General features: G+C 35.0%; 12 protein-coding genes. 2 read left to right on the top strand and 10 right to left on the bottom strand.

The genetic code is table 11. The features are described from left to right. Positions 1–4: 4 nt before the first annotated feature. Both IMCC3317_RS21180 and IMCC3317_RS21185 read right to left on the bottom strand, forming a co-directional pair. Positions 5–4,825 carry a T9SS type B sorting domain-containing protein gene (locus IMCC3317_RS21180; RefSeq protein ID WP_160131469.1) on the bottom strand — a complete coding sequence of 1,607 codons (4,821 nt, stop codon included), beginning with the start codon at positions 4,823–4,825 and terminating at the stop codon, positions 5–7. A 211-nt stretch (positions 4,826–5,036) separates the two neighbouring features. Beyond that, on the bottom strand, positions 5,037–7,133 hold the full coding sequence (locus tag IMCC3317_RS21185; RefSeq protein WP_160131470.1) for a T9SS type B sorting domain-containing protein: 2,097 nt from the start codon (positions 7,131–7,133) through the stop codon (positions 5,037–5,039). A 287-nt stretch (positions 7,134–7,420) separates the two neighbouring features. Here IMCC3317_RS21185 and IMCC3317_RS21190 point away from each other — a divergent pair, with 287 nt between their 5' ends. Then, entirely contained in the window at positions 7,421–8,533 is a 1,113-nt protein-coding gene (locus IMCC3317_RS21190) for an ISAs1 family transposase (RefSeq protein ID WP_160128944.1), read from the top strand. A gap of 124 nt (positions 8,534–8,657) precedes the next feature. Beyond that, the gene (locus tag IMCC3317_RS21195; RefSeq protein WP_160131471.1) at positions 8,658–9,503 is read left to right on the top strand and encodes a hypothetical protein; all 846 of its coding nucleotides are present in this window, start codon (positions 8,658–8,660) and stop codon (positions 9,501–9,503) included. 497 nt (positions 9,504–10,000) lie between these two features. Here the strand turns inward: IMCC3317_RS21195 and IMCC3317_RS21200 are convergent, their stop codons facing one another. The 8 genes from IMCC3317_RS21200 to IMCC3317_RS21235 form a co-directional block, all read right to left on the bottom strand. After that, positions 10,001–16,705, bottom strand: a complete 6,705-nt coding sequence (locus IMCC3317_RS21200; RefSeq protein WP_160131472.1) for a T9SS type B sorting domain-containing protein — start codon at positions 16,703–16,705, stop codon at positions 10,001–10,003. A gap of 300 nt (positions 16,706–17,005) precedes the next feature. Then, positions 17,006–17,833, bottom strand: coding sequence for an ABC transporter permease (locus IMCC3317_RS21205; RefSeq protein WP_160131473.1), 828 nt, complete (start codon positions 17,831–17,833; stop codon positions 17,006–17,008). An 18-nt stretch (positions 17,834–17,851) separates the two neighbouring features. Beyond that, positions 17,852–18,763, bottom strand: a complete 912-nt coding sequence (locus tag IMCC3317_RS21210; protein WP_160131474.1) for an ABC transporter ATP-binding protein — start codon at positions 18,761–18,763, stop codon at positions 17,852–17,854. A 123-nt stretch (positions 18,764–18,886) separates the two neighbouring features. Then, on the bottom strand, positions 18,887–19,945 hold the full coding sequence (locus tag IMCC3317_RS21215; protein ID WP_160131475.1) for a nucleoid-associated protein: 1,059 nt from the start codon (positions 19,943–19,945) through the stop codon (positions 18,887–18,889). Positions 19,946–20,101: 156 nt separating this feature from the next. Then, positions 20,102–20,620, bottom strand: a complete 519-nt coding sequence (locus IMCC3317_RS21220; RefSeq protein WP_160131974.1) for an IS1096 element passenger TnpR family protein — start codon at positions 20,618–20,620, stop codon at positions 20,102–20,104. A 445-nt stretch (positions 20,621–21,065) separates the two neighbouring features. Continuing rightward, the gene (locus IMCC3317_RS21225) at positions 21,066–22,079 is read right to left on the bottom strand and encodes a COX15/CtaA family protein (RefSeq protein WP_160131476.1); all 1,014 of its coding nucleotides are present in this window, start codon (positions 22,077–22,079) and stop codon (positions 21,066–21,068) included. A 5-nt stretch (positions 22,080–22,084) separates the two neighbouring features. Beyond that, positions 22,085–23,500 (bottom strand): CCA tRNA nucleotidyltransferase, encoded by a 1,416-nt coding sequence (locus IMCC3317_RS21230; protein WP_160131477.1) that lies wholly within the window; start codon positions 23,498–23,500, stop codon positions 22,085–22,087. 74 nt (positions 23,501–23,574) lie between these two features. Continuing rightward, positions 23,575–24,135 (bottom strand): L-threonylcarbamoyladenylate synthase, encoded by a 561-nt coding sequence (locus IMCC3317_RS21235; protein WP_160131478.1) that lies wholly within the window; start codon positions 24,133–24,135, stop codon positions 23,575–23,577.

The raw sequence follows: 24,135 nt of genomic DNA on the forward strand, positions 1-24,135 counted from the left end.
GATATTACCGTTTCAACGTAAAATGACCTTTTACATCAAATGATGTTGGACCATCTTTTATTTCTGCTAAAAACCAATAATCGCTTGAAGGCAGTTTACGACCTCTGTACGTTCCGTCCCAACCACGATCGCCAGCACGTAAGGTTTTGATGAGTTTTCCATATCTGTCAAAGATATATACTATCGATTTTGGAAGCGTTTCGATTCCGATAATGTGCCAAGTGTCATTGAAACCATCATTGTTTGGCGTCACAAATTGAATGTAATCAATGACTACAGCTTCTTCGCTTACTTCGCCACAACCATTTACATCTGAAACAGTTACCGTATGATATCCTGGGCCGACAAATTCAAATACATTTGAAACTTGCGGCGTTCCACCATCTAACGAATATAAGTAATCTCCGTTTCCACTTGCGGTTACGGTGATTGTATTGTTGTCAGAGAAGTGTACGACATCAATATCAACAATAGTAGCCAATTCCGATTCGTTTACCGTAAAACTTGCCATTGCTGAACAACCAAACGGACTTGTGACAGTTACGTCGTAGGTTCCGATGGAAGTAATATTAATAGAAGCTGTCGTTTCACTTGTTGACCAAGCGTATGTGTTTCCAGTTGCCGAACCTGCGGTTACTGTTAGTGGAAGATCGTTTAGACATAAGGTAATATCTTCTGGAAGATTTACTTCTGGCAAAGGGTGAATTATGGTATTGAATTGAGTTGTGTCATAACAACCTGTTGTATTGTTTTCGACACGGATATGAATAATTTGTCCGTTAAACGCGCTGTATAATGTTGGTAATGGAGCTACATCATTTTGTGCATCTTCAATACTTACATGATAACTTGCTGTAAATAATGCTGGATTTTGCGCTCCTAATACGGTTGCTGTTTGTTGTGATAGATTGAATACTTGCGTAGAATCTGTACTGTTACTGATACAGGCTTCCATATCACTGACAGGATTTGCATCTGGATTCGGATTGATGTTAATGTCAATACTATCTACAAAATAACAAGTTGTATCATCATTTTCTGCTCTGATAAAGATTGTTTCTGGATTTGTAGCATAGGTGTAAATATCAGGAAGCGGATTGGTTTCAGTGTCTGCGTCTGCCGCCGAATTGTAATATGATAAGGAAACACCTGTAGCATCATCAATGATGATTTCGTCTATTTGGCGTAAATCGACTGTTCCAGGTATTTCGGCTTCACAGAAAGTAGCTTCTGTAACATTGTTTAGCAATGGTGGTAAATTCACATGTAATGTAAACGGAATTACGACATAACAACCCGAAATGGTATTGATTAATCGTACAAAAATTGGTTGCGGATTGGTTACGTTTGTATAATTTGTTGGGTCAGGAATTGCGTTGGTTCCATCGTCTGCATCTTCTTGTGTTTCGTGATAGGTGATGACAACATTATCTTGTCTGATATTTAATATAAAGAATTCAGCTTCTGTCAAATCGAAAAGAACTTGTCCATCATAATCTGTATCACAAACCGTTACATCTGGTGCCGGATTTGTTTCAGGAACTTGAATTACATTTAATTCAAAATCGACCACAATCATACAGTCAGAATCATTTGTAATTCTGGTATATATTGCATGCGGATTTGTAACGTTGGTAAATGTATTTCCAATCGGATCTACATTATTCGTTGCATCATCAAAAGATAAGTGAAAAGAGATGACTAAGTTTTGTGAAATTCCCGCACGGATTTCTGCTTCTGTGTCGGTAAGATCAAACGTGTCAATTCCGTCATTACTAGCATCATCACAGACAAAAATATCTGTTGGCTCATTATACATTGGCGCAGGACTTACTTGAATTACAAAGGAAGAAACTGCAAAACAATCTGGATCTGTATCATTTTCAATACGCACATGAATTGTTTGCGGATTTGTTTGGTTTGCGTATGAAACCGTTTTGTCAATTTCGTTTGTTTTGTCCAAAGCATCTTGATCCGTTGGATAGTAGAAAACTGTCATTGCTGTTTGACCATTTAAGATTTCATCATCTTTGATCTCCATAATGAAGTTTTCAGTTTGATCTGCATCTGTTTCACACAATTGATAAAAATCTGTGGCAATAACTTCTGGAATTGTATTTACAATAATCGGTAGTTCTACTACTGTAAAACAGCCTGTTGTAGCATTTTCTACACGAACATATGCAGATGATGTTGCTGTATTATAGACAGTAGGATCTGGAATTATGTTGGTATTCTCAAAAGCATCTGCTTCCAAGGAATGATAGCTAATGTTGATATTGGTTAAGTCTGCAATAATTTCTGGTTGACTTTGCGTTAAATCTACATCTGCAATACCGTCAGTATCTTCATCACATCTTAACAAGGTAGACGGTTGCATAACTGTTGGTGCTGGCAATATTTCAATAAGAAACGATGAAATTTCTGTACAGTTCGTTGCAGGATTGGTATACCTATAAAATATTTCTTGTGGATTGGATGAGTTTACATACGGAGCTACAATAGGATTGGCAAAAACGTTCGCATCGCCTGGTGTTTCATAATAAGATATAGTATATGTGGTATTTGCGCCTTGAATTGTGGATGTAAATGTAGTTAAATCAATTGCTACAACGAAGTCATCATCGGTGTCGCAATACGTTAACGTGCCAAGGTTTGGAGCCGTAACATTCGGATGCACAGTTAAGGTAATCTCAGCAAAATCTTCACAGCCCATATCATCTGAAAGTGTTAGGAAAATATCTTGCGGATTGGAAGTGTTTGAATATAGAACTGTAATGTCAATAGGATTTACAGCATTGGTTCTATCATCTTCACTTTCGTAAAATACAATACCCACATAATCCAAATTATTTTGAATCCTATCAAAAACCGTTTGAAGGTTGAATTCAAAAATACCATCATTACTCGGATCATCACAACGAATGACGTTTTCAATATTTGTAGCGGTTAATAACGCATTACTGTGTACCACAAATTGCGTGACCGTAAAACAACCAGCAGCATCCACAACTCTAATATATAGTGTTTGTAGGTCAATAACGGTATTGTCAAAAGCTGTTACGTCAGGAACCGGATTGGCACCAGTATTAGCATCATCAGAAGAAGTATGTACCGTAGTTGTAACGCCCGTTAATCCCATGGTAACTTCATTGAGGAAATCTGTAAAGTCAAATGTTGCAAAGCCATCGTGATCAGCATCACAAGCGTCAATTAAGTTTCGGTCAGGAGGATTCAACATAGGCGAAGTGCTAACATTTACTTGTAATGTTGTCGTTATTGCACAACCAGTTTGTGTATCTACAACACGCACAAAAACAGTATCATTTGGTGATGAATTTGTGTAGTTTCCAATGATTGGATTCAAATTGTTGTCCGCATCATTTTGCGAATTGTGATAGGTAACTCCAAGTACAGGATTCATTCCTGTGATTTCATCGTTTCGTACCGTTAAATCGATAGCAGCCGTACCGTTATCAGAACAAATATCAAAAGGTGTTGGTTGTGTAATGATAGGCATCGGATTTACCACTAAGTTGAAACTTGTAAACGCCAAACAACCATTGTCAATGTCTAACACACGTACAAAAACTTCTTGTGGCGATGTTGTATTTTGAATTGTATTTGGATGTGCATTTGTATCGTTATCGGCGTCGTTTTGTGTTGGATAATACGTAACCGTATAATTTGCAGGCGGCACAGTAGTTAGAATTTCAGCTTCTTTAGTGGTTAAATTGAAACTCTCAATTCCATCTAGTGAAGCATCATCACACAATTCAAAATCTGTGATTGGTCCAGCAGATTGAGGAGAATTTAGCGTTATTTCAACAGTATCTTCAATGACACATAGCTCAGTTCCTATCGGAATTGTGATTTCAACTCTGTGTGTTCCAGTCAGTACAGCATCATGTGTACTAGCAACACTTCCAGGAATGGTAACTCCGTTTCTAAACCATTCAAAAGTTGCTAAAGGGTTTCCAATATCTGCATTTAGTAAGTATGAATCTGCACATGTAATTACATCTGGACCTAAATCAACCGTGGCATTGAAACTATTTCCTTGAATAAAAATAGCAGAATCTGCATTTTGGTCGGTTCCGTCTGCAATAATTAATTTGATATGATACTGTTGATTCGGAATTAAGCTCGCTGTTGCTGTCAATACCGTAGTTCGTCCGTTGTAGTTGGTGTCGCCTAAGTTATAGCCTTCAAAAAATTGTTCGTTTTCGGCAGGGCAGAAGCCAACAATTTCATCGTGAATAACACTTGTACTTACAGAAATAGTTGTTCCTGGTACAACTGCAATGTTTGTATATGGTGCTGTACTTCCCGTTTCTCGGATTAAGAAAGCAAAACTATCAGAAAATCGACACGGAAAATCCTCCGCATATTCTTCCGAAGCTAATAAATAATTAAAACTTATTTGATTCGTAGCTGAGATAAAATCGAATTCTATGGAAGTTGCATTTATAGTATTCATCACGCCCAAAGCGGTTTCAATATCTGGATCCGTTCCCCAAGTTGTAGTTCCACTATTCAATGGCGCTGTATTTACGGGAGTTCCAGCTTCAGATGCACGACCAGAAGTTAGTACCAAACCATTTGCAAAAGGAAAGCCAGAACCAGCTTGATCGAAATAGGCATAACTATTAAAACCATTTACATTTCCGTTGATAGAGGATGAAACATTTGAAACTTCTACACATCCTTGAACCAATTGATCTACCAATTCTTGTAGTGTAAATGACTCGTTTGTAGTTACTTGCTGGGCAGAAACTATTTGGTAAGCGAAAAGGGTAAAAAGTGTGAAAAAAACTTTTTTCATAGGAATGGGGTTAAGTCATTGTTTCCGACAAACATGATTTTAGTTGGGCAAACTGCAATCATTCGTGTTGTATAGGCTATATAGATTATGCGCAAATATATACATAATATAATGCCTGTGAAACTATTTTTGGAGGCAACGACTTGTTTTTTAATTAACTACACATTAATACTAAAATACAGAAATCCTATGATATTAACGTAAAATGAGCTTAATTATTCTGTAAATAAACCCAACCTGTATACGTTTGTTCAAGTAATAAAGGACTTGCTAAGGTATTTTGGTCATTCAAATACAATACATAAAAGTAGGTTCCTGTGGGTAATTTTTTATCTTTTGGAGTTCCTCTATTCGCGTAACCATTCCAGCGAGAAGTTGCTTTGTTACCAATAAATATCAGCGTTCCGTACCTGTTATAAATATGAATTTCATGATTTGGATGTGCTTCTAGGTTTAGAATATTAAACACATCATTTTTTCCATCGCCATTAGGCGAAAAACCATTTGGAATGTAAATTTCACAATCTTCAACTAGGATCTCAAAAGAAGTAGAATTTGTACAACCATTTGTATTTGTAACAATTATATAAATTGTTTGTGGATTGAATGTGTTGTCGTAAGCAGTTGGCATTGTAATTTCATCTTGAAACGTTCCGTCAGCATTTGCCGTTTCGTAATACGTAAAAATGTTATTTGCTGTTGAATTTATAGTGGATTCGTTTAATGTTAAATTAAAAGTAACGGAATCTATATCGTTTAATTTACACGCGATTAAATTTGCTGGTTCATTTGCTGTTGGACTTTCTAAAAGGAGCAATTCAAAATCTCCAATAGAAGTACACAACGTAGTACTGTTTGTAGCTTTTATATACATTGTTGTTGGATAATTTACACTACTATACGAATCAGCATTGATAATCATATTCGTATTGTTTGAAGCATCTTGGAACGTTTCAAAATACCCAAATGTTAGCGAAGTTTCGGTGAATAACGCTTCTTGCGAAGTCAAATTGAAAAGTAGATTCTCGCTATTGTCACACAATTGCAGAGAAGGCAAAATTGGAAGAATGGGCGAAGTTGGAAGCAATGTCAATTCTAAGGCATTGTTATTATCTTCATTAATTTCATCAACAGTTCCTGTACCAGTTCCATCATCATCAACGACAATTAGTAAATCAAAAGTATTCGGAATCGTTGCAGGAATTGTAACCGTAATCGTTTGTTGAATGTTTCCGCCAATTGGAAGTTCTACCTGAGTTACATCGGTTGCAATCAAAATTCCATTTGCATAAAAAGCAATCGGCGTATTTTGAGGTAAAGCCGCAGTACTATTCGTATTCGAGATTGTATAGGTAAGGTCTAATTCTCTGGAATCGCATGCTGAATCAACTTGATTAATCGTAACAGTTGCATCAGGAAGTTGACTGTTTAAAACGGTGATAATATTATTAATCATCACAAAATCCTGTCCAGAAGTCAATGAAATTGTCGCTTGTGTATCGCCAATCGCTATAAAATTTTGAATGCCGTACACATCAATATCCATGTTGTATAAATTGGTCGCGCCTGTAAAACTATTTGTTCCGTTGAATGCATTATCTGCTGGATTTAGCGGAAAATTTTCTATAATATTTCCATTAATTCGCAACGTTTCGTTTACGCTTATAGCACGATCACCTTCCCATGCAATAAAGCCAATTTTTGCGCCCATATTGTCAAAAACGTTGAGGTTGGAAAGCGTAATTTCCAACATATCAGGCACACTTTCCAAACCATCATATACATTGAGTTGATTCAGCGGAAGCGCAGGATTTTCATAAATTACTGTCATTGCCCAACCGCCAAAATTCGTTCCTGTCGGGCAATACGGAGCAATCACGGACGTTAAATCGAATTCACTTACCGTATAATTTCCATTGCCTATCGTTTGCACAATGCTTGTGACATCGGCAAAAGCTGCAAAAAACGTTCTATTTGCATTCAAAGAATCACTAAACGTACGTTGTGCTGTGACGGGAATTCCGTTGAGTTCTATATTAAAATCGCCATCGTCCGAACCTGCCCAATATAAATAGGCGGCAACCATAGTTTCATTTGGATTTAAAAATAAGCTTGCGCTAGAAGATGTATTGATTACGCAAATGCCTCCAGCACCATTTTCGACAGTATTGAGTGTGTTTCCAAGTGCTGTATAATCGTACCGACCATTGAATTGTTGGAACAGGGAAATATCTTGCGCAGCCGTTTTGAACGTGTTTAAAAAACAACCTAAAAAGAGAAAAATACTGATGTACGTTAGCTTGTTCACACAAAATTGATTAATGCTTTCAAAGTAACAAATTCTGAGTTGATAAAAAAATGGGAGTTGTTTTTCTTTGGGATTTGGGTGTTTTTGGAGTATAATAATTTGTATGTTCTTCTTTGAAAACTCAAGTATTTGTTAATATTACGCTAGCGAAACCATTAATATTTACTTATGTAGTTCAGGGCAGAATCATACTTTTTAAGACAATATAATCATTTATTTGCCTGATTATTAATTGTTTAAGTTATCAATTATTCGTATATTATACTGATAATCAATTACTTAACTCAATGAAACCATCTGATAACTTAAAAGACATTTTTGGGCAAATACAAGACCACAGAAGCCATATAAACAAGCTTCATAATTTAGTAGATATCCTTCTTATTGGTATAATTGCAGTGATTTCTGGGGCAGAAACTTGGGAACAAATGGCTGGGTTTGCCAAATCAAAAGAACCTTTTTTAAAGAAATTCTTAGAATTACCTAACGGTATTCCTTCGAAAGTAACTATCAATAGAGTCTTTTCAGCTATTGATAGTGAACAATTTGAATCTTGTTTTATTGATTGGGTCAATTCAATTGCAAATTTAAGTAAAGGTCAAATAATTGCGATTGATGGTAAAACGATACGTGGCGCAAAGTCTCATGGTAAAAAATCGCCAATTCACATGGTTAGTGCTTGGGCTTGCGAAAACAATCTTGTTCTAGGTCAAGTTAAAACAGCTGAAAAGTCAAACGAAATTACTGCGATACCAGAATTACTGAACATCCTTAGTATTGCAGGAAATACTATTACAATAGATGCTATGGGAACTCAAAAAGAAATTGCAAAAAAAATAATTGAACTAGATGCTGATTATATTTTAGCAGTTAAAGCAAATCAACCGCAGTTATTAGAACATATTGAAGATGAGTTTCGGTTTTCCAAACAACTAGAAACATACACTAAACATGATTTAGATCATGGGCGTATTGAAACTAGAACATGTAGCGTAATTACTGATTTTAAGTTTATTGAACAGGACAATCAATGGAAAAATTTACAAAGTATTATAAAAATAGATAGCATTCGTGAATTTAAAAATAGTGATAAAGCGACAGAAAAAGCGACACGATATTATATTTCAAGTTTACGAAATGATGCTAGTGAATTTCAATCTAAAATACGCTCGCATTGGGCGGTAGAAAATAAATTACATTGGACTTTAGATGTAGCTTTCTCTGAAGATGCTTCTAGAAAAAGAGCAGGAAATGCTGCTCAAAATTATTCTATTCTGCTTAAAATTGCTTTAAATCTATTGAAAAATGAAACCTCTAAAAAGCTATCTATGAAAAGCAAAAGACTTGAAGCTGGATGGAATGAAGACTATTTACTCAGAATATTAAATTTAAAAGTATGATTCTGCCCTGTTATGTAGTTGCTTCTACTTTCAGATTCATTAAAAAACGGTTAGATTTGTAAGAAACATATATTTTATAATGAGCATGTGTTCATTATAAATACGTTAGCTATAATACGAAAAAATGAAAAGAACCTGCTTTATTATAATGCCAATAAGTGATAACCCCAATTATTCAAAAGGTCATTTCTTAAGAGTTTACGAATACATAATTAAACCTGCTTGTATATTGGCTGACTTCAAACCTGTAAGAGCGGATGATGTACTTAATACAAACCACATTGCGTTAGATATTTTAAAAAGAATTATTGATTCTGATATGGCACTCTGTGATTTAAGTACACAGAACCCTAATGTACTATATGAGCTTGGTATTAGACAAGCATTTAATAAGCCAGTCGTTTTAATAAAGGATTCTAAAACAAATAGAATATTTGATATTCAAGGATTCAGAGATTTAGAATATGATGAAAATTTAAGAATTGATAACGTGCAAGATATTGTCGAAAACTTAGCAGAAATTATAAAAGTAACTTTTAAAGAAAAAGACACACAAATAAACTCATTAGTAAAATTACTTGGAATAACCCCAGCAGAATTAAATGGCTCAACAAATATCTCTATTGAAACTGAATTAATTCTGAATAATTTAAGTTCTATCGACAAACGATTAAACAATATTGAAAACTTTTCAAAACCTCAAACAAGAGACAATAATCCTAAACCAGTTAATGAAGAACCTTTATTTGATGAATTTGATTCTAGCGAAGAGAAATTAACTGTAACAGAAATCAGCCAATTAAAAAAAGGAGACAAAGTTGCTCATATTCGATTCGGAATAGGTACACTAGTTAAAATTGAAGGAAATCTAGAAGATTTAAATTCTTTTATTGGAGAATTCAACTTTAAAAAAGGTGGTTACAAAAAGCTTCTATTGAGATATGCCAATCTATATAAATCCAGTAGGTAATAGCTGTTCGTTGGACAAGCCTATAATGCTTACTATGAACCTGAGTTCGATCTAAAATTTCAGAGTATTTTTTTGTCTTTTCCGCAGTATAGCAGGGATTTTTCGTTAAGAATTTTCGAATCCTTGGAGAAAATTTAGAAAAATTCATGCGGTTTTAGTTTTTCCCTAAAAGAAAAACTAAAAATACCTCTGGAAAAGCGCACTTTCTTTTGTTTCTTTTCTTTGTGCGAGCAAAGAAAACGAAAATAATGATATGAAAATGAGATACTTATTACTTATTGCGAAAATGTGTTCAAAATTTTATTTGAGTAAACTTATGTCGAACTCACGTTATGAAGTTATAAGTCAATCCAACTTCATAAAAAAACCGAAGAGTTTTATATGCTTCGGTTTTTTTAAAATATCTTTTTTTGCTCAAAAACACTAAAATACACTTCGTTGAGAAAGTCTATTATCTTGTGTCTTTCAGCAAAGCGGTCTAAAGTCTTTTATCTAAACTATCTCTTCAACGAAAAATGATTTATAAATTCTTTTAGCGTTCCACTAAATGGATCTACATATTCTACTTTAAACCAATAATCCGCTGATGGCATTGGCGTTCCGTTGTATGTTCCATCCCAACCTTGTCCTGCTGGACTTATTTGTTTCAATAGTTTTCCATATCTGTCAAAGATGTAAATTCGTGCACCTGGTTGATTTCTAAGTCCGATAATATTCCATGTCGGATGGTATTCATCGCCGTTTGGTGTAAAGAATTGCATAAAGTCGATTAACTCGAAGGTTCTTACCAATTCTCCACAACCGTTAGTATCTCTTACTGTTACAGTATGTTCACCTGGTTGTAAGTCTAAGAATGTTCCATCTATTTGCCAATTTCCATCATCTAATTGATATTCGTAATTGCCTGATCCGCCACTTGCCGTTGCCACAACATTATGCGTATCTGCAAAAGCTGGTGTGGTCACTTGTATGTCTAAAATACTTGGCGCTGATGATGCCTGATACGTCACACTATCATCAAAAGTACAATTGGTTGCATTGTTTCCATCGGTCACAATTACGCTGTACGTTCCTGCCATATCTACAGTAACTGTTGCGTTTGTTGATGTTCCATTTGGTGTTGTCCACTGATAGGTGAATCCTGCGCCAAAGTCTGAACCAATAGTCCTGATATCTGATGCGATTCCTGTATTTGCATTGACACACAGAATATCATCTGCTGGCAAGCTAAATATAGGCAATGGATTTACTTGTAACATTACTAGTATTGGATCGGATAAACAACCTGTTATGGTTTGTCTTACACGTGCAAATAGCGTTTGTGGGTTTGAAGTGTTTGTATAACTCGTTGCATTTGCAATTGCGTTGCTGTCTGCGTCTGCATCTGTCATGTTTTCATAATACGCTACTGCCATGTCCATTTGCCCGTTTATGATTGTAGCATCAAGCGAAGTTAAATCAAATACGGCGGTATTTTGATCTGCTTGATCTGTTGCACAAAGTTCATAGGTTGGTGGCGCAGTTGCCGTTGGAATTGGTTCTACACTGAGCTCCAAACTTGCAATGTTATTGGTGTTTACACATCCTGTAGTTGTATTTACTACGCGAATGAAAACCGTTTGTGGATCGGTGGTGTTTTCAAATCCGTTGGCTAATGCCGCTGTTCCTGCTAATGCATCTGCCACAGTTGGATGATACGTTACGGTAAAGTCTGCTACATCTTGCGGAGTTGTTAATAAATCTAGCGAAGCTGTGACAACATCCCAATCAAATTGACCTACATTATCATTGTCATATTCACAGAAAACATAGGTAAAAGCAATATCTGTAAGCACAGGAAGTGGATTTACCACAACTGGTAATTCTACAATTTTATAACATGGAAGCATGTTGCTATCAATCTGAATGTCGCTTTCTACTCGCACATAGATAATGACTTGTCCGTTTGCATTGGCGTTTGCCATGTCAACGTTATACATCGTTGGATCAATAATTGGATTGATATCATCATCTGCGTCCATTTGTGTAGTATGATAACTTACGCTCACATTACTTTCATTGTCTACAATTTCATCTTCTGATTGAGTTAAATCGAAAATCAGCATTCCGTTAGTTGCATCTCCATCGCTGTCGTCATCACACGCTTCTAAGATTGTTGGCGTAGTGTTTGGTGTTGGAATTGGAAGTACACGAAGTGTCATGGTAATATCTGTAGTACATCCTGCTGGATTAGTTGCTTGAATGTAAATCACTTGCGGATTCGTTACGTTTTGATACGCTGTTGGATCTGCTATTGGAGTATTACTGTTTAAATCTGCTTGATTTGCGTAATAAGTCAATGTTAAACTCGTATTTCCACCTGTGATTTCGATGTATTTTTCAGTAAGATCGAAGGTTGAAATTTCATCACTTTCATCGCCACTTTCGAGGTCATCACATAATGAAAATGCTGTTGGTTGCACAAGTACTGGCGGACCAACTACAATGATATCAAAGTCTTCAATTGCATAACAATCCGTTGCATTGTCTTCTAATCGCACCCAAATTGTTTGTTGATTGATTGTGGTATTTGTGTAATTGGTAAGATTTACAATTGGCGAAACATCATCAATGGCATCTTGTTCAGTTTCGTGATAGCTTAGCGTGAAGTTTCCTGGCGTTTGTGTTCCGTAGATTTCTGTTTGTGTTTCTGTCAAATCGAACATTGCAAAACCATCTAAATTGTCTGCATCGTCACATTCTTCTAAATCTGTGATGTTGAGTGGCAATACAGGAATTGGAATGACATTTAATTGTAATGGAGTTACCGTGAAACAACCTGTAACCGTATTTGTAGCAAGCACATAAATCGTTTGATTATCCATTACAATGTTTGTATATGGACTATTTAGCGCGTTTAAGTTATTATTCGCGTCCGCTTCTGTTTCATGGAAAGTGTAGACTACATCTGGTTCGTTGTTGATAATATCGCTGATTAGGGCATTTAAATCAAAAGCAGTAAAACCGTCATTGTCATCATCACACGTTTCTGTATCAAGCATTCCACTTGGATTTAGTGTTGGACTTGGCAGTGGATTTACTCTAAGATCAAAAGTAATTGTGTTTTCACAGCCTGTAGTATCGTTCGTCGCTTTTACAAAAATGGTTTGTACGCCAATTTCTGTATTGCTATACATGGTTGGCGTAGCAATTGGCGCATCGTTGGTTAAATCAGCCATGTTTGCATAGTATTGCAAGCTGATTCCTGGAACGTTGTTTAGTAATTGTTCTGCTAATGAAGTTAAATCAAAAACTTCAATTCCGTTGTTTAAAGAAATCGCATCACAGGCTTCTAATCCTGCAAGTTGCATCAGTACTGGAAGCTCGTTTACAATCAGCGTTAAGTTTGTAATACTAAAACAGTCTGTTACTATATCTTCCACACGAACCCAAATCACTTGTGGACTTGGTGGAATGTTGCTGTAAGCGTTTGTATTGTTAATTTCTCCTGTGTTTGTTCCCGCAATAGCGTTTGCTTGCGTATTGTAATACCGAACTGTATGCGTGGTTGGATCTTCTCCATTTAGAATGTCTGTTTCACTTTGGGTGAGGTCGAACTGCGCAATATCATCTGCGGAAGCGTCATCACATTCTGCTAAACTTACCACATCTAACCCAGCAATTTCTGGAGAATCATGCACAATCAGCGCAAGTGGAACTACATTGAAACAACCTGTAATTACATTTTCCACACGAACATAAATTGTTTGATTGTATGCGTTGATATTTGTATATGTATCAGCAAGTGGATTCACATCATTGTCTGCATCTTCTGGAGTTTCGTGGTAAGTAACTGTTACTTGCCCTGGAATTACGCCGCCTGTAACTTCACTTTCTGTACTTCTGATATCAAAAATACCAAAACCGTCGTTGTCTGTGTCGCAGTATTCTAAAGGTGTTGGAGTGTTTGCTACTGGTGCTTCACTCACAATGATATCAAAGTTAGTCACACTAAAACAACCTGTTGTACCATTTTCAACTCTGACATGTATGGTTTGTGGATTACTTGTGTTTGCATATGGGCTGGCAAGTGGATTTGTGTCGTTTAGGGCATCATTCGGAGTCAGGTAATATTGAACAGATACACCAGTTTGCGAGCCAATTATTTCTGCTGATTTTATGTTTAAATCTACGGAAGTGAACCCATCAAAAGGAGTTTCGTCACACACATTTAAGTCTGTTGGCATGTTTGCAACAGGGTTTTCATTGATTATCAAATCAAAATTCATGGTCGTATTTACACAACCAGTTACATTGTTTACCGCGCGAACATATATTGTTCTAGGAAACGTTGTGTACGGACTTGGAATTGCGCCTGTATTTGCTTCCGCTTCCGCTTGAGATTCGTGATAAGTAACATCAATATTTGATTGTCCGTTGATAATTTCTGCATCTTTCGTAGTTAAATCAAATGTAAATTGATTGGCAACATCACTACAAACAATATAGTCCGTAATTGCATTTTGAACTGGTAACGGATTTACTGTTAGTGTAATGTGTTCTCCTAATCCTAAACATGCATTGTTAGCGTCACTATCTACACGAACTACAATGTTTTGAACATTTGGCGACGCGTCATTTCTGTGATTACTAATATCTGGAATCGCGTTTATTTCCGCTAATGCATCTGCAAAGTTTTCGTAATATGTGATTGTTAAGTTTTGACCAACTGGAAATAATGCGTTGATTTGCGCTTCCGCAGAACTAAAATCGAACGTAGCAATTCCGTTTGTGTTATCATTGTCTATTTCTTCATCGTCACATACTTCATATGTTAATTGAAACGAGTTTGGAATTTGAGTTGTGGTAACGACTAAATTTACTTCTCCAGTTCTGAAACAACCATTTACCGTTTCAATTCGAGCAAAAACTTGTCCGCCATTTCCGCTATTATATGCAGTATCGTTTGGAATTGCATTCACAGCATTTTGCGCATCTGCTAAATTTGTATAGTATGTAAATGTTTCATTAGCTGAATCATTAGATAGTAACGGATTTGCTTCTGTAAGATTGAAATCAGAAAAACCATCCGTATCATCATCACATTGACTTAACGCAACAGGTTGCATGATTACAGGAAGCGGATTCACCACAACATTAAATGGAATTGTACTGTAACAATTAGCATTATCTACATTTTCAATACGCGCTACTACTGGATTTCCGCCAGCAGTTGTGTTTGTGTATGTTGTTGCTAATACATTCATAGAATCGTCTGCATCTGCTTGATTTGCATAATACGAAACATTGAATTGCATTGTATCTTGAGTCAATACTACTTGTGTATCAATTGTTGTTAGATCAAAGGTTGAAAAACCATTGGTATCATCGCCATCAGTTGCATCATCACAAACTTCATAGTCTGTAACGGCGTTTGCAGTTGGCTGATCGAACACATCGAAATCAAAAGAAATGATAGCATTACAAGTAATATTGTCATTATTTTCAACACGAACAAAAATAGTTTCTAAAGCATATGCAGTTTGATTTGTATATGGACTCGGTAATGGATTTGTGTTTACGTCAGCATCAGCTTGACTTGAATGATATGTTACTGAAAATAACATAGGATCTTGCGCTCCTAAAGCTGTAGCCGTTAGCGCATCTAAATCTAAGTTCCAAAGTCCGTCATTGTTATCATCACATATAAATTGATCGTCAACCGCATTTGCAACAGGAAGCGTAAATATAAAAACCGTTGCTTGTCCAATTAGAGGACATTCTCCATTGTTTTGATCTATTCTAACGTCATATAATCCTGCATCTGCAAGTGTCACATTTGTTAAGTTTAACTGAAAAGTGGTTTCCGCTAACGGATTTCCTTCAAACGTCCATGTATAAGTTGCTCCAGGAATATTATCAGCCATTAGCGTGTAATCTTGCGTGGTACACAATGATAAATCTGTAGTTGAAACTCCATTCTGAATAATATCTACGGGAGTGGCAAATAATGATTGAATAAAAGGCGGAAGTCCAATTCGCGAAAGATTTGTATTTGTATTCGTAATGTCTACTAAAATTCCATTTTCATTGTAAACAACTAAACCAGCAGCTGCTTCAGGGTTTTCAATAATACCTAAAAACCGACCTGATCCATTGATATTGTTAAAATCGAGTAAAGCTCTATAAATTCTTCCATCAATTCCTACTTGAATCGCTCCAGCAGAAAATGTAGAAGAATTATCCACGGTAAATTGTGATCCAGGAATGTCAGCAGCCAATAAGTCATATTGTAATAATAAGCTGTTTCCAGTTCCGCTATTTCCCAATCCTACAGTAGCGTATAATTTTGTAGCTTCAGGAGAAAATTCTACACCATAAGGCGCATCTCCATTATATAATTCTAATTCATTACTTACTACTCCAGAAGTGTTATTAAAATCATACAACATTACTTTTCCAGGCGCATTTCCACCTTCAACAATCGCTAGACCTAAGTGTGCTGCAGCTAGTTTGTCTCCTTGCGGAGAAGCTTTTAAATATCCTAAAGCATTTCGTCTGTAACCAGAAATAGGAACTTCTAACGGAGTATTACTAATAACTGGCGTTGTGTTCACTCCTGCGATATCTACTTTAAACGCGTAAAAATTATCAATAAAGTGTGTTAATACCCAAAATGATTCGCAGTCTGAACTTTTTACTGCGGATATTTTTTCGGAACATTTAAAACGAGTTTCAGCTGGATTCCCAGTATCATATGTAATTAATGGAATGTTTTTTTGTGAATTATCTACAAAACCAATTCCGTCTGTCATGTCGACTACGGAATAATTTAATCCGTTGTTAACGCCGCCATCATTATGATGTGGCTCATCAACCGTGAAAATATAGTAAATGTTTGGATCTTGTGGTTTTGGAACAATTAGCGCGGAAGATGTACTTGAACTATCGCCATTCAAACCATTTCCATTAACCATGATGTTATGATTTTGGTTCCAAACTGTGATTCCATCGGTATAGAATAATAAGCCACCATCTGGATCTGAAATAGAAGCACAACCTTCAAGCGTATCCAAACTTCCGTTTGTAACTGCGGTTACGGTTCCTGTCATAGGATCAAATTGCAATCCTGCATTCTGACCAAAATACCAGTTTGCGGCTTCGCCTTGCGCGAATATAAAAATTGGTAATACTGTAAAAATGAATAGTAAAAGTTTTTTCATCTGTAATTGATATTTTTCAAAGCATAAAAAATGCCCAATAATCTGCTATAATAACTCTTTTCTAAAGCTATTATTTTATGATTTTGAGAATTGTTATTTTTCTAAAGAGAGTACATTTGAAATAACAAATTATAAAAAATACCTACGCTTACTCGTTTTAGGGAAATAAGAGCAATTTTATAGTGAGATACTTCATAGCAATTTTGAACACTCTACAACTGCCAAATATACTAATTACGAAACAAAAAAAGAGCGAATTTATCCGCTCTTTCTGTTAAATCTGTATAATTTGTATGTTTTTTATAAATCTCTACGTTTTAAAAGCTTGTATGATAAAAAGATGTAAATAAAAACCCAAACAGCGGCAATTACAAGTTCGTACCAATGTACAGCAAAGTCAGATGTAAATGTTTTGGTAGGTTCATGTATACTTGCAAGTCTGTACGCTGGCTGATTGATTAAGTTATACATTGATGTAAACGGAAAAAACTGCGCAACATTGTCGGCAATTTGTTCATTAAACAATTCAAAACGCATTAATGGATATGCAATCCATTCTACAATATTTACAACGAATAAAAACGCCAATGCAAACACTGAGCGTTTTGTTAATACACTCGCAAATAAACAGAAACTAAAGAATGTTAAAATCTTTAAAAAGTAAGCCAGTATAAATTCGGTATCATTGAAAACGATGTCTAAATATAAATCTTGCGATGGCGCATTCAAAACACCAATAATAAGTGTAATGATAAATACTACAGTAGTCATAGCAAGGCAATATGCTACAATAAAGTAAAACTTAGAAAGGATAAGTTCTTTTTTACTTAAACCATCAATAAGGTTTTGCTTTAAAGTTCGGTTACTGTATTCGTTTCCAATCATGAATACGACGACAATAGCAAAAAATATTTTGAAATAAGCGACAAAAAATGGCACAACATGCCAAATGTATGGGAACTCAAATATCTTGGTTTGAGATAAATCAATAGGATATCCGAAGAAATTAATTTTTACAGAGGAAAGGATTAATATGGAAAGCGGTAAAATAAACGAGATGTAAATTAACACTTTACTCATTTTATTTAACCACAATTTTTGAAATTCTATTTTTAATAAACGGATCATAGTCGGTAAGGAATGAAATTAGTTAGATTGGTTTTCAGTAAGGATTAAGAATTGCTCTTCCAAGCTTTCTTTTCGTTGCACTAAGTGTGATAATACAATGCCTTCTTGAAACATTTTGGTGTTAAATTCGGATGAACTCAATGGTGCATTTAAGAAAGCAGTAATAAGTCCGTCTTCTTGTTTAATTTTACCAAAAGTGGAATCATTCTCTAAATAAGAAAGTAATTTGTCTTTATGCTCCGTTTTGAGTTCAAAAAATCCTTGACTCGAAACCATTTCATCTACACGACCCGAATATATTTTTTCTCCTTTTCGTAAAATTACAACGTGCGAACATACTTTTTCAACTTCATCCAAAAGGTGAGAAGCTAATAAAATGGTTGTTCCTTGTGAAGCAATTCGTTTTATAATCTCTCTAATTTGATGAATTCCTTGCGGATCCAATCCGTTAGTTGGTTCATCTAAAATTAAAATTTCAGGATCATTCAATAGGGCAGAAGCAATGGCTAAACGTTGTTTCATTCCTAAAGAATAGGTTCGGAATTTACTATTTTTTCGTTCTAACAAACCAACGAGTTCCAATTTGTCGTTAATTTTATCAGTAGATACATTTTTAATCCTACACACTAACCTTAAATTATCGAAAGCTGACATGTACGGGTAAAAATTTGGATGTTCAATAATAGCACCGACTTTCTTTAACGCATCGTGTACAGCAACATCGCCGTTGAACCAATGGAAATCTCCAGAAGATTTATTGACAACATTTAAAACCATTCCTAATGTGGTAGATTTTCCACTTCCGTTAGGCCCCAAAATGCCGTATACATTTCCCTTTTCTATGGTAAATGATAAGTTTTGTACTGCTTTTATATACCCGAAATTTTTACTCAGGTTTTGCAGTGATAGAATAGAATTCGAATTTTTCAATATAAATTGGTTTTTTGATTGATTGTATATAGTTGACGACTCAAATTAGGATTTGTTACAAAAGATAAATAAAAAGCCCTTATTCGTAAGGAATAAGGGCTTTTCTATAATTGGAATAATTTACTAAGATTTCTCTTCTTTATTAAAATAAACCAAGTAATAATACATTTGCTTTTCTTCATCCCAACCTTTTTCTACAAACTTCTCTGCAGATTCTGGATTGATAAAGTCAAGCTTAATTTGAATATGTGTATCTAAATTAATCGTGTTCTTAATGCTCTTTCTTGCCGAAGAAACTGCTTTGTTAGCAATTGGGAAAGTTGAAATATCTTCAATGCTATATTTCGGGCCTTTTTCTACTTTGTAATGCTTAAATTCTGGAATCAAATCTGGGTTTTCAATCACGTCGTTTAAAAATTCTGTCTCTTCAAACGTATCGTTTTTGGCAAAATGATTCACGGCTCTGTTCATAAACATTACCTCTTCTTTTTTATCTTCCGCAGGAAAAACAACATCTTTTGCAAAATTTTGACAGAACTTTAAATATTTCTTTGTGTAAAAGTTTTCATCGGCAAATGCGTCAACTCCTAAAAAGTGATCCAACCAATATTTAGTATCGTATTTATTACTGTCAACAGAAAGAATTTTGTAACCTTCTTCTTTTTTTACATTAAAAATGATGCAACCTTTGTCCAACTTATTCAATGAAACTCCTTGTTGAAACAACACTTCTAAATTAGTTCCTTTTTCTTCGAATTGAAGGAAATCGTTTTTAATCTCTGATTTGAAAATTCCGATAGCGTCAACTTTCTCGTTGTCAATCACTACATTTTCAAAATAACCAACGAATACTTCACCATTTTTAATATGTGGATGTTTTGATTGTTCAAACAATAAAGAAGTGATCTTTTTTGAATTTTCATGAACTGAAGATGGATCGTTAAAAATAGCCGTTGCAATTGTATATAATTGATTGAATTCTAAATCAACTTCATTAACAAATTGAAAATAATTTTCTTCTTTCTCTCTAAATGGTTTAAAAAAATACTCTTTCAATAAAGGCGTCAATTCGTCTGTTAACTGATATGGCGTTTCCGAAAGGAATATTTCTTCATTTCTACTTTTGTTTCCTACTTTATGAATAGAAAGGGAATCTATTTGTGCACTGTATAAATTGATCATTATAGTGTGTTTGTTTATTTCGTGTAAATGTAGTCTTCGAGTGCCTCAGACTACGTTTTTGATACAATAATAAGTTTTATTTTTCAAAAATTAGTATTTCTAAAAACTGTCTAAAGAACTCAAAGAATGTTGGCTGAGCTTTTGTCGAAGCCGAAGCTAGTTCCAGTTTTCGTCAAAATTTAAACTATCATAATCGTTGACATCCAAATCGTCATCGTGTTCGTCAAATCCGTATGGATCTTCGTCTTGGTCAGCTTCAAACTGCTTGTCTGGCGCGCTATCAGGAAGTACTCCGTGAGAAAATAATAAGTTTGGATAAATCTGTCCAGTTAGCGGATCTGCAATTTCAGCAAGTTCGACCAAAAGTGTCCACATATTCATGAAATCGTATACGTAAATCATTTTGAGTTGCGCTTCCGAAAAAATACTATCTAGCTTGGTTTCATTCATCAATAAAATAGAATCGTGTCCTTCACTCATATCAAACTGAGAAATTTCTTCTCCTTGATTCCATTCATCATCACTCACATAAAAAGAAGCCATTTCCATTCCGTCAAATCCAAACGCTTGAATAATAGCGTTGTGGAAATCTTCAAAAGTGGCATCTTCTTGAATTTCAATATCTCTAAAGACATCTTCTTTTGCATCTAATATTACTCTGAATCTATAAATCATGCTCATTAAAAAAATTGGATTGCAAATTTACGAAGTTTTCTTTATTCTTCAAGATGCTTGTTGATATTTATTTAAAGCCATTTCGGTATAATAAATACTGCTTTTTTTCGCAATCCGTCCTTTTTCCGAAGTGTAGTATTTATTTTTCGTTAAGAATTTTTGAAGCCTTGGAAAAAATTTAGAAAAATGAATGCGGTTTTAGTTTTTCAGAGAAAAAACTAAAAACACCTCTGGAAATCGAAGATTCATGAGTTCTAAAATATAAAATAGAAATCACACGAACTAAAAACGCACTTTCTTTTGTTGACGCCTGTGCTGAACTTGATTCAGTATTCTTTGTGCGAACAAAGAAAAAGAAAATTAGAACCTGAAAATGAAGTTTAAATTTCTAAGTTTTGTTAAAAATTATCTATGTGTTATTTGAAAAACTCATATTGAATTTACATTATTTACTAAATCGATGCAACGTGTACGTCATAGCCGAAAGCAAGAAAAATGCACCAACCTGATGTGCAACACCTAATATAACGGGAACATTCAGTACTAATGTGAGTACGCCTAAGATAAATTGTACGCCAACTAATAACAACAATGCGTAAATTCCTTTCTGTTGCAATGTGTTAATTGTCATGCTTTTAGACTTTCGCCAAATGATAACAATAAGAATGACAACTATATACGCCAAATAGCGATGTACAAACTGAACACCACTTTTTCCTTGATAAAAATTCGCTAAAAATGAAGGTTGTTCTGAGTAAACGGTTTCATGAATCAACTTTCCATCAGTCATTAATGGCCAATAATTATGAATAAAACCTGCGTCTAATCCTGCGACAAATGCTCCGTAAATAATTTGAAGTATTAATATGGCGAGTGTCCATTTTAGGAGTTTTCTGAATTTTAAATCTACTTTTTTTAGTGTCGGATACATCAAATCTAACGCAACCCAAAATGTATATGCAAACGTAATAAAGGCAGTTGTTAAATGTGCCGCCAATCTAAAATGTGAAACATCTGGTCTGTCAACCAAACCACTTTTTACCATATACCAACCCAAAAATCCTTGAAAACCGCCTAAAATCATTAATATAATCGATTTCTTTATAGTTGCTTTGCTGAGTTGTTTCTTCCATAAAAAATATAAAAACGGTACAAAGAAAACGAGTCCTATAAAGCGTCCAATAACACGATGAAGCCATTCCCAAAAATAAATATCTTTAAAATCTTCTAATGAAAAGTGATTGTTTAATTTCTGATACTCAGGATATTGCTTATACAAATCAAAAGCTTCTTTCCATTCAATTTCATTCATTGGCGGAATGGTGCCTGAAATAAGTTTATAATTTGAAATGGACAATCCAGAATGTGTCAATCTTGTAATTCCACCAACGACAACCATGATGAAAATAAGTATGCAACCTGTTAACAACCAGTATATAACTCTTTTGTTATCTTTCATAAGTCTTAGTTTTTGACTAAACCTAATTCTTTTCCTTTGGCAAGCATAAATTGATATGCTGCTTCGTGTTCATTTAGAATTTCGCCTTCTAAAATGGCTTCTTTAATAGCATCTTTAATGATTCCGATTTCTCGGGAAGGTTTCAAGTTAAAAGCTTCCATAATCTCTTCACCAGAAACTGGCGGCTGAAAATTTCGCACATGATCGCGTTCTTCAACTTCCACAATCTTCTCACGAACAATCTTGAAATTATTGTGATACTTATTAAACTTTCTAGGATTTTTTGTAGTGATATCTGCTTCGCAAAGTGTCATCAAATCTTCGACATAATCGCCTGCATCAAATACCAAACGACGAACCGCAGAATCCGTAACTCCATCTTGTGATAACACAATTGGTCGCGAACTCATCATCACCATTTTTTCAACAAACTTCACTTTTTCATTCAGTGGCATTTTCAAACGCTTAAAGAGTTTACGAACCATTTTTCCACCAATAAATTCATGTCCATGAAATGTCCAACCAATCTTTTTATGAAAACGTTTGGTTGGCGCTTTTCCAATATCGTGTAACAAAGCTGCCCAACGCAACCAAACATCATTTGTGTTTTCAGAAATATTATCTACGACTTCCAACGTGTGATAAAAATTGTCTTTATGTGTTTGCCCATCTTTTTCGTCAATTCCTTTTAAAGCGACTAATTCTGGTAATATATGACCTAAAAGGTTAGTTTTTTCTAATAATATAAAACCAGTTGAAGGTGTATTACTTAATAAAATTTTATTCAATTCGACCACAATTCGTTCTTCCGAAATAATCTCAATCCGATTGGAATTTCGTGTAATTGCTTCCAACGAAACCGCATCAATAGTAAAATTTAATTGAGAAGCAAATCGGATGGCGCGCATCATTCGTAACGGATCGTCCGAATACGTAATATCAGGATCAAGTGGCGTTACAATCCGTTGATCTTCTAGGTCTTGCAAACCGTTAAACGGATCGAGTAAATCTCCAAAAGTGGTTTCGTTCAGGCTTAACGCCATTGCATTCATTGTAAAATCGCGCCGATTTTGATCATCTTGAAGCGTTCCATTTTCCACCGCAGGATTTCTACTTCCGCGTTCGTAACTTTCTTTTCGTGCGCCTACAAACTCGATCTCAATCTCTTTCGTTTTAATCATGGCAGTACCATAACTTTTAAACACTTGTACTTTTGGTTTTCCAGGAAGAAGTGAAGCTACTTTTTTGGCAAGCGCAATTCCGCTTCCAACAGCAACAATGTCAATATCTTTTGCGTCGCCGCGTTTCAATAAAAAATCACGCACAAAACCACCAATTACATACGTTTCAAGCTGTAATTCGGTTGCTGCTTTTGAAATTGTTGAAAATATATCGAGTTGTAATGCTTCTTTGTAATTCATTGAATTTTGTTGTTAGTTTTTTGTTGTTGGTTGTTAGCTTTCAAACAACTAATAACTAACAACGAGCGACTACATTACGCTCTAATAACCTTAATCTCTCCATTCGATCGCAATTGAATAATTGTTGAAGGTTTGGAGGCTTTTTTATTGTTTTGCAAATTTACAACATAGTCAACACCTTTTAAAATCTCAGGACTAATTTCTTTATAGGTTTTAGGCGTTGGTTGTCCTGCGATATTTGCCGAAGTTGACACAATTGGACGTTTGAATTTTCGAATGAGTTTCTGGCAAAATTCATCATCAGGAATTCGGATTGCCAATGTTTTATCTGCCGAAACTAAATTTTTAGCAATACCAACAGGATTATCGTAAATAATGGTAGTTGGAGTATTTGTTGCTTCCAATAATTCGTAGGCAACTTCTGGAATTTCTTCAATATAACGTTCCAACATGCGAATATCACTTACCAAACAAATCAATGCTTTGCTTTCTTCACGATTTTTCAATGCGTAAATTTTAGCGACAGCTTCCGCATTTGTAGCATCGCAACCCAATCCCCAAACTGTATCTGTTGGATATAAAATGGTGTTTCCCGATTGTAACTGATCAAATGCTTTGTTGATTTCTTCTGTCAT

This window comes from Kordia antarctica, from assembly GCF_009901525.1.
GTDB lineage: Bacteria > Bacteroidota > Bacteroidia > Flavobacteriales > Flavobacteriaceae > Kordia > Kordia antarctica.